At 66.3% G+C, this 13938-nt stretch carries 10 protein-coding genes; 3 read left to right on the plus strand and 7 right to left on the minus strand.

From position 1 onward, the window contains the following. Positions 1-194: 194 nt before the first annotated feature. The 7 genes from SBA_RS03180 to SBA_RS03210 all read right to left on the minus strand — a co-directional run bounded on the left by SBA_RS03180 (position 195) and on the right by SBA_RS03210 (position 8702). Entirely contained in the window at positions 195-1571 is a 1377-nt protein-coding gene (locus tag SBA_RS03180) for an efflux transporter outer membrane subunit (protein ID WP_261935870.1), read from the minus strand. 70 nt (positions 1572-1641) lie between these two features. Beyond that, entirely contained in the window at positions 1642-2577 is a 936-nt protein-coding gene (locus tag SBA_RS03185; RefSeq protein WP_224546575.1) for an efflux RND transporter periplasmic adaptor subunit, read from the minus strand. After that, the gene (locus SBA_RS03190; protein ID WP_261935871.1) at positions 2574-2789 is read right to left on the minus strand and encodes a DUF1656 domain-containing protein; all 216 of its coding nucleotides are present in this window, start codon (positions 2787-2789) and stop codon (positions 2574-2576) included. The genes SBA_RS03185 and SBA_RS03190 overlap by 4 nt, the downstream gene beginning before the upstream one ends. Continuing rightward, positions 2786-4852 carry an FUSC family protein gene (locus SBA_RS03195; protein ID WP_261935872.1) on the minus strand — a complete coding sequence of 689 codons (2067 nt, stop codon included), beginning with the start codon at positions 4850-4852 and terminating at the stop codon, positions 2786-2788. Before SBA_RS03195 ends, SBA_RS03190 begins: the two co-directional genes overlap by 4 nt. Positions 4853-4862: 10 nt before the next feature. Further along, positions 4863-5312 (minus strand): MarR family winged helix-turn-helix transcriptional regulator, encoded by a 450-nt coding sequence (locus SBA_RS03200; RefSeq protein WP_224546571.1) that lies wholly within the window; start codon positions 5310-5312, stop codon positions 4863-4865. 190 nt (positions 5313-5502) lie between these two features. Then, complete coding sequence (locus tag SBA_RS03205; protein ID WP_224546570.1) at positions 5503-5805, minus strand: hypothetical protein; 303 nt, start codon at positions 5803-5805, stop codon at positions 5503-5505. A 23-nt stretch (positions 5806-5828) separates the two neighbouring features. Further along, entirely contained in the window at positions 5829-8702 is a 2874-nt protein-coding gene (locus SBA_RS03210; protein WP_261935873.1) for a M16 family metallopeptidase, read from the minus strand. A gap of 167 nt (positions 8703-8869) precedes the next feature. On the opposite strand from SBA_RS03210, the gene SBA_RS03215 reads away from it, so the two are divergent. The 3 genes from SBA_RS03215 to SBA_RS03225 all read left to right on the plus strand — a co-directional run bounded on the left by SBA_RS03215 (position 8870) and on the right by SBA_RS03225 (position 13897). Further along, a complete protein-coding gene (locus SBA_RS03215; RefSeq protein WP_261935874.1) occupies positions 8870-10519 on the plus strand; it encodes a M28 family metallopeptidase in 1650 nt (549 codons plus the stop codon). A 73-nt stretch (positions 10520-10592) separates the two neighbouring features. Next, positions 10593-13172, plus strand: coding sequence for an ATP-dependent chaperone ClpB (clpB, locus tag SBA_RS03220; protein WP_261935875.1), 2580 nt, complete (start codon positions 10593-10595; stop codon positions 13170-13172). After that, positions 13172-13897, plus strand: coding sequence for a 2OG-Fe(II) oxygenase (locus tag SBA_RS03225; RefSeq protein ID WP_261935876.1), 726 nt, complete (start codon positions 13172-13174; stop codon positions 13895-13897). The genes clpB and SBA_RS03225 overlap by 1 nt, the downstream gene beginning before the upstream one ends. Positions 13898-13938 lie beyond the last annotated feature (41 nt).

A 13938-nucleotide genomic window follows, 5' to 3' on the forward strand; every position in this document is an offset into this window, starting at 1 on the left:
CTCCCGTTCGGGCTGAGCCTGTCGAAGCCTGTTCTTCCTTTTGCCCTGTTCTTGCTTTTGCGACGTCGAAAGAAAGAATAGCCCCCTGCGACTGCCTGCCTGCGGCTGTCGCTCAGGACAGGCTTCGACAGGCTCAGGGCGAACGGGTTTACTTCAAACTCGATGCTTTCAATAGGCCGATCCAGCGACCGGCTTCACTCCCAGCCGCCGCCCAGCGCCAGGAAGATCGCAATCTGGTCCTGCACCAGTTGCGTCCGCGCTGCCGCCGCGGTGACCTCCGCACTGGCCAGGCTGCGTTGCGCGTCCAGCAGCGACAGGAAATCGCCCCGTCCGAATCGGAACAGCTTGCCCGCCTGGCTTGCGGACAGCGCCGCGCTGTCCCGCGCCCGGTCCAGCGCCGCCGCCCGCTCGGCATCGCGGCGATAGCTTTCCAGCGCCGTCTCGGTCTGGCGTAGCGCCTCCAGCACCGTACCGTCGAACCCGGCCAGATCGCCCTGTACCGCGGCATCGGCCTGCGCGATGCTCGCCCGCACCACCGGCCGGTTGGGGAAGCTCCAGCTGATGAGCGGCCCCAGGCTGAAGCCGAATCCCGTGCCCGAACCCAGATCCTTGAGCGGCCCCGACAGGCCGACCGACCCGCCAATGCTGATCTGCGGATAGAGGTCGGCGGTCGCCACCCCCAGCCGCGCGGTATCCGCCGCGATGGCGCGCTCGGCCTGGCGGATGTCGGGTCGCCGCCGGATCAGCGCCGCGCCGTCCCCGACGGGCAGGGCCATGCGCAAGGACGGTAGCGCGGCGCAACTCTCGACATCGCGTGGATAATCGGCGGGCGGTCGCCCCAGCAGGGTCGCCAGCAGGTAAAGCCCATTCTGCCGCTGCGCCTCGAACGCCGGCAGCGCCGCCGCGCTGCTGTCCACCGCAGCCTGCGCCCGGCTGACGTCAAAGGCGGTGCCGCGCCCGCCCTTCGCCAGCCGCCGCGTCGCGTTCAGCGTATCGCGCTGCAACGCCACCACCCGCCGGTTTACGCCCAGGCTGTAATTGGCCGCGCATATCTGCGCATAGGCCCGCGCGGTCGCCGCCGCGACGCTGACCCGCACATAGTCGCGCGCCGCCGCGCTCGCCTCGACATCCGCGCCGCTCGCCTCGATCGCGCGCTTGATCCGGCCGTTGAGGTCCAGCGGATAGCTGGCGGACAGGCCCAGATCATAGCCGACCACGCCCGGCAGGCTGTAGCCGGTGCTGGATGGCCGCGACAGCGACAGGCCGCTGCCGCTGACGCTGGTCGTGACGGTGCGCCCGGCCTCCGCCTCCCGCAATACCGCCTGTGCCTGGGCCAGATTGGCGTCGGCCTGGCGCAGGTCGGTATTGGCGGCCAGCGCCTGCGCGATCAGCGTATCGAGTTGTGGATCGGCATAGAGACGCCACCAATGGTCGGGCAGGTCGGCCTGGCTATATTGCCCGCCCTGCGCCGAATGAAACGCCCCGGTCGCGGCCGGCGTGGTGGCGGCGGACCGGGCCGGCGGGCGATAATCCGGCCCGGCGGTCGCACAGGCGGACAGGGCCAACACCAACAGCGCGCCCCCCAAACCCTTATGCGGTCCCGCGCAGGCGGGAACAGGCCGTCTTTTGGCCCGGTTAGCCTTAGCCATGACGGCAAACCCCCGCCTTGCCATCCTTGTCCCCATTTTTCTCAGGCGCCGCGGGCTGCACCGTCACCGTTGCGGTCCGGCCCGAAATCAGCCGCAACCCCGCCGGCGCCTTGTCCAGCTTCACCCGCACCGGAATGCGCTGGGCCAGCCGCACCCAACTGAAGGTCGGCTCGACGGAGGGGAGGAGGTTGCCGCTGTTGCTCCGGCTGTCGTCGTCGATGCCGAAGGCGATGCTCTCGACCCGGCCGTGCAGATCCTGCGCCTCGCCCATCAGTCGCACCGTCACCGGCGCGCCGATGCAGATCAGCCCCAGCTTGGTTTCCTCGAAATAGCCCTCGACCCGCATCGAATCGCTGTCGATCAGGGCCAGCGCCTGGCTCCCCGCGCCGACATAGTCGCCCGGATGCAGGTCCAGGTTCGTGACCACGCCATTGACCGACGCCAGCACCCGCGTCCGTTGCAGGTTCAGCGCCGCGCCCTCGCGCGCGCTCATCGCCTCGGTCAGCGCGGCCTGTGCCGTCTCGACCCGCGCGACATTCTGCTCATGCGTCTCCGCCGCCACCAGGTCGCCCAGCGCCAGGTCGCGCCGCGCCTCGCGCCGCGCCTGCGCCAGCGTCGCCTGCGCACTGGCGATCTGCGACCGGGCCTGATCCAGCGCCAGTGCGTAACGCGGCGTGTCGATCACGAACAGCAGGTCGCCGGCCTTCACCTGCTGGTTGTCATGCACCGCGACCGACGTCACCAGCCCGCTGATGTCGGGCGTCACCCGCACCACATCGGCGCGCACCCGCCCGTCGCGGGTCCAGGGGCTGCGCTCATAATGATTCCACATCCAGATCGCGACAAGCGCCGCGGCGATGACGAGCAGGATGGTGGCGGCGCTGCGGACCAGCCCCTTCCAAAACGGCGAATCGGACAGGCGGTTCATAGACGGATTCCAAAGGTGGGGACGAGCAAGGCGAGGCCGCCGAGCAGGAGGATGAAAAGGCTGAGGTCCACCGCCGCGCGATAGGCCAGGAAGCGATAGAGGCCGAAGGCGGCGATCAGCCGGGTCAGCGCCCAGCTCAGCACCAGCGCGACCAGCGCCAGCAGCAACAGGGTGGGGATGAAGATGCCCCCTAGGGCAATTTCGCCGGTCATGCGATGGCTCTCCGATAGGCATGGGCGTCGGGGAAGAGGTTGCGGCGCAGGCTCACCAGCCCCAGCACGCCCTCGCGGCGCACCGGCAGGCGGGGATGGGCGCTCAGCGCGTCGATGGCGCCGTCGATATCGTGGAGCAGTGCGGGGTCGGCGGGCACCGGCTTGTCCGGGTCCAGCCCGCGATAATGGCGGCTCACCCCGCCCAGCACCGCGGTCAGCGGAGCGCCTTCTTCCGGGGGCAGGTCCAGTCGCAACTGGCGCAGTTCGCCGATCGCGACGCCTGTACGCAGGTCGCGCAGGGCGTCGTAGAGCGGCTTGCCGCTGTCGGCACGGGTCGCCGCCAGCCGCGGGGCGAGCAGGGCGATGCGGTCGAGCATCCGGTTGATCCAGCCGCGCACGTCGGGCGGGCTCATCAATGTCGCGCGATTGGCGATGTCGGTCCAGCCGGCGCGCAGCGTGCGGCGGATCGCGCGTTCGACCCCGGCCGACTGCAACAGCCCGGCCATCAGGATCGCGAACCAGATGCCGACGATCTGCGCCACCGCGCCGTTGATATAGCTGCCAAAGGCGCTGACATAGCTGCTCGACAGCAGCACAGGACTGCCCAACCCCAGCAGGGTAGGCAGCGCAATCCCCGCCCAGCGCGGCGACGCCATCATCGCGCCCAGCAGCAGCAAAGCGGGCGCATAGGCCAGCGCCAGCATCAGGAAGCCGTCCAGCCGCGGCATGATCGCATAGCCGTACAGCGCGCCCAGCGCCGACGCCGCGACCGTGCCGACCATGAAGCCCCTGAGCGGGGCCAGCGGATTGTCGACCGCTGCGAACAGCGCCAGGAACACGCCCGCCAGCATCACCGCGGTGCCGCCATCCTTCCAGCCGCTCAATATCCAGATCGCGCAGCCCAGCGCCACCGTGACGAAGGCGCTGAACGCGCCGCGCGCTGCGCTGGCATAGTCGCGGTGCAGTTCGCGGTTGCGCCGGCCCTCCAGCAGTTGCGCGATGCGCGGCGTCACTGCGGCGCGACTGTGCGTCGCCATCTGGTCGTGCAGGTCGCGGCAGTCGCGATGCGCCGCGATCAGCGTGGCCAGCCGGGCGTAGAGGCTCAGGCGCATCATGTCGGCCCAGCCCATGTCAGGCGTCGCCGCGGGCTCAAGTCCGGCGCAGCGGTCGATCAGCGCCTGGGCCAGCCGCGCCCGGCTGTCATTGTCGACCGCCGGCGAATCCAGCCAGTCGCGGACATCGGCGATCAGCCTCTCGACCTGCGGCGGCACGGTTCCGCCATTGGCGGCCTTTAGCTGCGCCAGCCGGTCCTCCGCCGCCGCGCCCAGCGGCAGCAACAATGACAACTGGTCCTGCAACGCGCGAACCGTCCGCACCCGCGGCGCCAGGCGGCTGATGTCGAAGGGCAGGTGGACCGACATCTGGTGCAATTCGGTGACGTCCTGCGCCAGCCGGCGGCGCTCGGCATCCAGCCCCGCTACCGGTTCCGTCGCGATCGCGTCGCGGGTCCAGCGTTCCGCGTCGCGCAGCATCGCTTCCACCCGCGCCAGCAGCACGCTGCTGATCGATCCGGGCAGCACCACGCTATGGACCAGGCTGCCGCAGGCGATGCCGATCAAAATCTCCTGGACGCGCAACGACGCCACGGTGAAGATGGTCTGCGGCGTATCGACGTCAGGGAAGACGATCAGGCAGGCGGTATAGCCCGCCAGCACGAACATATAGGATCGCGGCGTGCGGTCCATCAGCGACACGAATACGCACAGCGCCAGCCATGATGCCATGGCCAGCACCAGCAATTCGGGCGCATTGACGAGCGGCGGAACGATGGCGACGGCGAACATCGCGCCGACCAATGTGCCGATGGCGCGAAAAACCGCCTTGGAAATCACCGCACCGGCCATCGGCTGGGCGACGATATAGCTGGTCAGGAATGCCCAATAGGGCCGCTCCAGCCCGATGCTGAACGCGAGGTAGAGCGCCAGCATGGCCGCAACCAGGCATTTGAGGGAAAAGAGCGCGACCGGTACGCCGAAGCGTTCGCCGAAGATCTTGCCGCTCATGGCCGGATGCTCACGCCGCGCTCTTCCGTTCGGCGATGCGCAGGCTCAGCAGGTCCAGCAGCCATACTGCGACCTCGATCGCCTCTTCGGGCACGTCCTTCAGCAACTCGGCCCGCAGGGCGTCGAGCTTCGCTTCGATCCTGCCGACCAGATCCCGCCCCGCCGGAGCCAGCCCGACAATATTGGATCTCTTGTCGTCGGGATGTTGCGCCCGCGTCACCAGTCCGCCGGTCTGCAACTGGTCCAGCGTGCGGACCAGCGATGGCTGGCTGATATCCAGCGACTCGGCCAGCGCGCTTTGCCCTACCTCGCCACCCAGCCGATCGATATGGATCAGGCACCATCCGGCGCTGTTGGATACGCCGAATTCCGCCAGGGCCGTGTCGGCCAGTTGCCGCCAGGCGCGGGCGACCGGAGCCATCTTGTGCGCCAGTGCGCGCTTGGGTTCTGACAGGGGCATTTCCATTAGATAGCTAACTAATGGAAATTGTCAACGGCGTATTGCTGTCTCGCTCGCTGTCGCGGATAGGAAGGTCGCGCCGCGATTATTAAAGCCAGAACCGGGCTCCCGCGCAGGCGGCAGCCCGGTTCTGTCGTCTGAACTACACGCCGCGCTTTAGCGGGAACCCGCTGCCGACGGCGGACGATGCCTAAGCCCGGCGCGTCCCGTTGAAGGCCGACGCGCCGAATGCGCCGAGCTGCATCGTGCCGGTGATGGCATCGCCCGCCACGTCGGCCTCGCATTCGAGCGTCATCGGCATGGGCATGGTCATTTCCATCTTCCATGTCAGCTTCGCGCCATCGACCTTGCCGTCGACCACATCCAGCGACCCCATCATCCCGGCAAAGGTGCCGTTGAAGCGGTCGCCGCTGCTGATGACGGTGAAGACCCCCTTCTGGTCGCCCATCGGCGTTTTGGCCACGCAATCATAAGCGCCATCCACTGCAGCCATCTCGATTCTCCTTTACGTTGGCGTCAATCAGCCAATGTGCCCATTTCCACCGGCAGCCCCACCGCGTCAAGCTGCGGTCGCACCAGCTTGGCGTCGCCGACCACGACCCAGATCAGCCGGTCGGGGTTGATGGCCTCGCGCGCGGCCTTGTCGAAATCGGCGGCGGTCATGGCGCGATAGGTTTTGGGCAGCGTCTCGTAATAATCGTCCGGCCGCCCGATCAGGTCGTTGCGCATCATCGCGCTCAAAAGGTCGGAGGACGTTTCGAAACTGCCGGGCAGCGACAGGATCTGGCTGTTGATCGTCTGGTTGCGCTCCGTCTCGGTCGTGCCCTTGGCGGTCAGGAAATCGCTGATGTCCTTGCGCGCGGCGACGATCGACTCGCCGGTCTTGTCGGTCTGCACCGGGGCGTAGACCAGCAGAGGGATCGTTTCCTTGACGCCGGGTAGCGCGGACCCGGCATAATAGGCCCAGCCCTTGGTTTCGCGCAGGTCCATGATCAGGCGCGAGGAGGATGATCCGCCCAGCACCTCATTGGCGGTCTGCAACGTCACGGGATTGTCGGTCCCGCTCTTGTTGGTCAGCAGCCCGGCCAGGATCATCGACTGCGGGCTTTGCGGCTTGTCGACCAGCACGATCCGCGACGGGCGCATCATCCGGTCCATGCGGAACGTCTTGACGCCCTTCGCCACGCCGGGGGCTTTCCAGTCGCCGAAGCGCTTTTCCAGCAGCGGCATCAGTTCGGCCAGCGTCGTATCGCCCGCGACGAAGATGGTCGCATTGTCGGGCCGCAGCCAGGCATCGTGGAATCCGGTCAGGTCCGCCCGCGTCACCGCCTTGACGCCCGTCTCCGTGCCGGACCCGGTGAAGGGAATGCCATAGGGATGGGCCTGCCCATAGAGCAGCGGCGGCAACATCCGCTGGGCGATCGCCATCGGCTCGGTCTTCTCCGACGCGATCTTGGTCAGCATCTGGCTGCGCAGCCGCTCCACCTCCGCCGGGGCGAAGGCGGGATTGCGGATCACATCGGCCAGCAGGTCCAGCGACGCGTCCAGATTGGGCTTGAGCGCGAACAGGCCCACCGTGGTCCGGTCCATGCTGTTGGCCGCGCTGATCGACGCGCCCAGCCGCTCCTGCTCCTCGGCGATCTGGATCGACGACCGCGTCCTGGTCCCTTCGTCCAGCAGCGCGGTGGTCAGCCCCGCCGTGCCCAGCTTCGCCTTGTCATCGGCCGCATTGCCGGCATCGAACGCCACCGACACGCGCACCGTCGGCACCGTAGTGCGTCGCGCCAGCGCGACCTTGATGCCGTTCTTCAACGTCGCATGTTCGATATCGGGAAAGTCCAGATCCTTGACCGGCTCGATCGGCGGTTCGGCGATCTTCGTCGGGGCCGCCAAAGTTCCTGCTCCCGTCGCGGCTTTGGGCGGGGCGGCGTCGGGATTGCGGAAGAAGGCGGGCTTGTGGGTCGCATTGCCCGCCAGCGCATTGTCAGCGGCCGACCGCTCGCCCGGCGCGACGGTCAGGCGCAACACCGGCCTTCCCAGCCATTTGCGCGCGGCGGCGCTCACGCTCTGCGGCGTCGCGGCGGCATAGACGGCCAGATCCTTCTTATATTTGGCCGGATCGTTGGAATAGACCGCCCCCTCGGCCAGCGTCACCGCCTTGCCGCTAAAGCCGCCGACCTTCTCCAGCCCCGAAATCGTCCCCGCCGCCTGGCCCGTCGCCGCGCGCAGCACCTCGTCCGCGCTCGGTCCCTTGTCCAGATAGTCGGCCAGCAGCTGGTCGAGCCTTTTGCCCACCGCGACCGGGTCCGCGCCGGGCTTCACGTCGACCGTGATCTCCGCGATCGACAGCTTCTCGAAAGGCTGGATGCTGGCCTTCACGCCCACCGCGACCTTCTCGTCACGCACCAGCGCATTGTCGAGGCGGGAGGATTTCAGCCCGCCGAACACCGTCATCGCCAGGTCCAGTTGCTGCAATTCGTCGGAATTGACCCCAGGCACGATCCAGTTGCGATAGAGGCGCGTCGCCGCGACATTGTCGTGCATCACCTTCTCGACATCCTTGTCGAGTGTCGGCACGGTCGCGTCCACATCCTTGGGCGCGGGGCCGGCGGCGATATTGCCGAACCACTTCTCCACCTTCGCCTTGGCCGTGGCGGCATCGATATCCCCGGCCAGCACCAGCACGGCGTTGTTCGGGCCATAATGGGTCTTGAACCAGCTCTGCACGTCGGCCAGGCTCGCGGCGTTCAGGTCCGCCATCGACCCGATGGTGGAGTGGCGATAGGGGTGGCCCGCGGGCAGCATCGCATCGAGCTGGGCATATTCGACCAGGCCATAGGGCTCATTCTCGCCCATCCGCTTTTCATTCTGGACGACACCGCGCTGGGTATCCAGCTTGGTCTGCGTCACCGCGCCCAGCAGATGGCCCATCCGGTCGGATTCCAGGAACAGCGCCCGGTCCAGCGCGCCGGTCGGCACCGTCTCGAAATAATTGGTGCGATCGAACCAGGTCGTCCCGTTCCAGTCGGTCGCGCCGATATCCTCCAGTCGTCCGAAGAAGGGACCATCGGCATTTTCCGACCCATAGAACATCAGATGCTCGAACAGATGGGCGAAGCCGGTCTTGCCGGCCGGTTCGAACCGCGATCCGACATGATACCAGACCGACACCGCCACCACCGGGGCCTTGCGGTCGGTGTGGACGATGACGCGCAGCCCGTTCTTCAGCGTAAATTCCTCATAGGGAATATCGACCTGCGACACGAGGCTGGCGACCGGGGCGGGAGCCGCCGCCGCAACGGGTTTGGCAGCCTGCGCCATCGGCGACAGCGCCAGGACGGACAGGCCCATCATCAGGGACAGGCGGCGCGACATCGGGGAAAGGGCCATGAGAACCTCATGAAAAGGGGGACTTTGCAGCGACAGAACACGGCCGCTGCACATAAGGCTGCAGCATAGCGGGCCGTTTTAGACGTGCAATACGCTTATTGCTGGACAGGGCGGGGGCAGGGCGGCAATCCTCCGCCCATCCCGCCATCCAGTGGACAGATATCTCCATGAAAACCCCCTTCGCCCTTGCCGCCATGACGGCGCTGCTGTTGCCCGCCGCTCTCCCGGCCCGGAGCGCCGCCGATCCGGTCTTCACCGCCGCCGCCATGCGCGCCCATGTCGAATTTCTCGCTGACGACCTGCTCCAAGGGCGTGATACTGGCAGCGAAGGGCATGAGATCGCGGCGCGCTACGTCGCCAGCCAGTTTGACGGCCTCGGCCTCAAGCCCGCCGGGGATGCAGGCGGCTGGCTCCAGCGCATCGCCTTCCAGCAGACCGAACGGACGAACATTCCCGCCGTCCTGACACTGACCGGGCCCGCCGGTGACAAAAGCTGGACTCACGGCACCGACGTCATCGTCGGCCTGAACCCCGACGAACCCAAAGTCGATCTGTCCGCGCCGCTGGTCTTCGTCGGCTATGGCATCGAAAATGCCCGCATGGGCCTCAACGACTATGCCGGTCTCGACGTGAAGGGCAAGATCGTCGTCACCCTGCGCGGCTATCCCAAGGGGCTGCCGAGCGAGGAGGGTGCGCATCTCTCCGCGACCAAGGCGAAGGTGGCGGAGGCGCACGGCGCGGTCGGCATGCTCTCGGTCGCCACGCTGCAATCGATGAAAGCGCGGCCCTGGGCGCGGATGCTGACGTTCGCCAACGAACCCGATTTCACCTGGGTCGATACCGACGGCCAGGCGCATGTCGATGCGCCCGGCATCCGCGCCGCCGCATCCGTGAACGAGCCGGTGGTCGCAGCGCTGTTCGCCGGCGCGCCCCAGTCGATCGCCGCCATCCGCAAACAAGCCGACAAGCCGGGCGGCAAGCCCAGAGGCTTCGCGCTCAAGGGCAGCGCCCGCATCCAGGTGGAAAGCGTGGGCAAGCGTGTCGCCAGTCCCAATGTCGTCGGCATCCTGCCGGGCAGCGACCCGGTGCTGCAGCGTGAATATGTCGTTCTGTCCGCCCATCTCGACCATATCGGGATCAGCGAGGCGAAGCCCGACGACAAGCCAGATACCGATCGCATCAACAACGGCGCGCTCGACAATGCGGCGGGTATCGCGACCCTGCTGGAGGTTGCCCGCGCCATGGCCCTGTCACCCGAAAAGCCGCGCCGCTCGATCATCTTCCTCGCCTCCACCGGCGAAGAAAAGGGTCTGCTCGGCGCGGATTATTTCGCCCGCCATCCGGCGGTGCCTGTCAGGCAGATCGTCGGCAATGTCGATCTCGACATGCCGTTGCTGCTCTATCCCTTCACCGACGTCATCGCTTTCGGCGCCAACCATTCCACCCTCGGGCCGATCGTGGCGAACGCAGTCGCACCGATGACCATCAAACTTTCGCCCGACCCGATGCCGCAGGAAGGCATCTTCGTGCGGTCGGATCATTATATGTTCGTGAAGCAGGGCGTGCCCGCCGTCTTCCTCGCCACCGGCTTCGCCAATGGCGGCGAAAAGGCGTGGGGCGATTTCCTGGGCGGCGCCTATCATCATCCGGGCGACGATATGAACCAGAAGATAGACTGGAACGCAGGCGCTCGTTTTGCGGAAGCCAATTACCGCATCACCCGCGCGCTGGCCGACAGCGATGCCGCGCCCCTTTGGTATCAGGCGGATTTCTTCGGCGACACCTTCGCGCCCAATGCGAAGAAAGCGGCGCATTAGGATAATCATGCGCCACCCCTTGTGTGCTTTTTAAGCAACACTACATCAATCCCGTCATATTGGGTGGACGTACATGAACATCGAAAAATTCACTGACCGCGCTAAAGGTTTCCTCCAGTCGGCGCAAACCGTCGCGATCCGCATGAGCCATCAGCGGATCGGCCCGGAACATCTGCTGAAGGCTCTGCTGGAGGACAGCGAGGGCATGGCGTCCGGCCTCATCAAGGCGGCGGGCGGCTCGGCGCAAGTTGCGCTGCGCGACGTCGACGCGGCGCTGGCCAAGGTGCCGGTCGTATCGGGCAGCGGCGCGCAACAGACCCCCGGCCTGGACAATGACGCCGTGCGCGTCCTCGACAGCGCCGAGCAGGTCGCGGCGAAGGCGGGCGACAGCTACGTCACCGTCGAGCGCCTGCTGCTCGCGCTCACCCTCGCCACCACCACGACGGCGGGCAAGGCGCTCGCCGCCGCAGGCGTAAAGCCCGAAGCTCTGAACGCCGCGATCAATGCCTTGCGCGGTGGCCGCACCGCCGACACGGCGGGTGCGGAGGATCGCTACGATGCGCTCAAGAAATTCGCCCGCGACCTCACCGAAGCGGCGCGCGCGGGCAAACTCGACCCGGTCATCGGCCGCGACGAGGAAATCCGTCGCACCATCCAGATCCTCGCCCGCCGGACCAAGAACAACCCGGTCCTGATCGGCGACCCCGGCGTCGGCAAGACCGCGATCGCCGAAGGTCTCGCGCTGCGCATCGCCAATGGCGACGTGCCCGATACGCTCAAGGACCGCACCCTGATGGCGCTCGACATGGGATCGCTGATCGCGGGCGCCAAATATCGCGGCGAGTTCGAGGAACGGCTGAAGGGCGTATTGGACGAGGTAAAGGGCGCCGATGGCCAGATCGTCCTCTTCATCGACGAGATGCACACGCTGATCGGCGCGGGTAAAAGCGAAGGCGCAATGGACGCGGGCAATCTGCTCAAGCCCGCTCTGGCGCGCGGCGAACTCCATTGCATCGGCGCGACCACGCTGGACGAATATCGCAAATATGTCGAAAAAGACCCCGCGCTCCAGCGGCGCTTCCAGCCCGTCTTCGTCGGCGAACCCACGGTCGAGGACACGATCTCGATCCTGCGCGGCCTCAAGGAGAAATACGAACTTCATCACGGCGTACGGATCACCGACGGCGCGCTGGTCAGCGCGGCGACGCTCTCCAACCGCTATATCACCGACCGCTTCCTGCCCGACAAGGCGATCGACCTGATGGACGAGGCCGCCTCGCGCCTGCGCATGGAGGTGGAATCCAAGCCGGAGGAGATCGAAAATCTCGACCGCCGCATCATCCAGCTCAAGATCGAGCGGGAGGCGTTGAGGAAGGAGACCGACAAGGCATCGGCCGACCGGCTCGACACGCTGGAAGAGGATCTCGCCAATCTGGAGGAGCAATCCGCCTCGCTCACCCAGCGCTGGCAGTCGGAAAAGGACAAGATCGCCGGCGAAGCGAAGGTCAAGGAGCAACTCGACGCCGCCCGGCTCGAACTGGAACAGGCCCAGCGCGCGGGCGACCTCGCGAAGATGAGCGAACTGTCCTACGGCACCATCCCCGCGCTGGAAAAGCGCCTCGCCGAAGCGGCAACCGCCTCGGAAGGGGCGATGCTGCGGGAGGAAGTGACGGCGGAGGATATTGCTGGGGTCGTCGCGCGCTGGACGGGCATCCCGGTCGAGCGGATGATGACCGGCGAGCGCGAAAAGCTGCTGGCGATGGAAGAAACGCTGGGCAAGCGGGTGATCGGCCAGGCCGATGCGGTCAAGGCGGTATCGACCGCCGTGCGCCGGTCACGCGCGGGTCTGCAAGATCCCAACCGGCCGCTCGGTTCCTTCCTCTTCCTGGGGCCAACCGGCGTTGGCAAGACCGAACTGACCAAGGCGCTGGCAGGATTTCTGTTCGATGACGACAGCGCCATGGTGCGCATCGACATGAGCGAGTTCATGGAGAAGCACAGCGTCGCCCGCCTGATCGGCGCGCCGCCGGGCTATGTCGGCTATGAGGAAGGCGGCGTCCTGACCGAAGCCGTCCGCCGCCGCCCCTATCAGGTCGTGCTGTTCGACGAGGTGGAGAAGGCGCATGGCGATGTGTTCAACATCCTGCTCCAGGTGCTGGACGATGGCCGCCTGACCGACGGACAGGGACGCACGGTGGACTTCACCAATACGATCATCGTGCTGACGTCGAACCTGGGCAGCCAATATCTCACCGGCCTGGCCGATGACGAGCCGGTGGAAAAGGTCGAGGATCAGGTAATGGACATCGTCCGCGCCCATTTCCGCCCGGAGTTCCTGAACCGGCTGGACGAAGTAATCCTGTTCCACCGTCTGGGCGCGGCCCATATGGCCCCGATCGTGGATATCCAGGTGGCGCGTATCGGCAAGCTGCTCAAGGATCGCAAGATCGTGCTCGATCTGACCGACGAGGCGCGTGCCTGGCTCGGCCGGGTCGGCTATGACCCGGTCTATGGCGCACGCCCCCTGAAGCGCGCGGTCCAGCGCTATCTGCAGGATCCGCTGGCCGACCTGATCCTGCGCGGCGAAATCCCCGACGCATCGACCGTCCGGGTCGAGGATGGCGACGGGGCGTTGAGGCTGGAGGTCGTGTAATGCACGCTCAAAGCCCTTTTGGTCTCGCCGGAGGCATTGATCGGAAAAGGCTGCGCGTCGATTACCAGCGTAATGGGCATGTCCGTATTGATCCGTTCCTGACGGATGCGGCCGCTTACGCGTTGATCGGCCATTTGGCGGCGCGCAAGGAGGATTGGCGAATCGTCCTCAATTCAGGTGAAAAGGTCTTCGAGATCGACCATACGGCTGCGGCCGCGATGAATGTAGCGCAACACACGGCGCTTGATAATGCCGTGCAGGAGGCGGCGCGCCACGGCTTCCAGTTCCGCTATAGCGCGATACGCGTGCCGGACGCTGCTGAAGCGCGGGTGCGATCGGCGCATTTGTTGGATAGTTTCGTCGCCTTCCTTTCCAGCCCGGCGACGCTAGACTTGATCCGCTTCATTACCGGCCAAGATGCGATTGCTTTTGCCGACGGGCAGGCGACTCGCTATTGCGGGGGAGATTTCCTGACGGCGCATGATGATGATGTCGCCGGTAAGAACAGGCACGCCGCCTATGTTCTAGGTCTGACCGAGCAATGGCGCGCCGAATGGGGCGGGCTGCTGCTATTTCACCATGACGATGGTGGCCTCTCCTGCACTACTCCTGCTTTCAACACACTAGATTTGTTCCGCGTTCCACAACTGCATAGCGTAAGCTATGTGGCACCTTCTGCCGGCGCGTCCCGCACCTCGGTAACGGGCTGGTTCAGGTCCGCCTAGGCATAAAAAGGGAGGAAAACGGGATGTCCGCCTTCCTCCCT

Origin of the sequence: Sphingomonas bisphenolicum, assembly GCF_024349785.1 — a bacterium.
Lineage (GTDB): Bacteria > Pseudomonadota > Alphaproteobacteria > Sphingomonadales > Sphingomonadaceae > Sphingobium > Sphingobium bisphenolicum.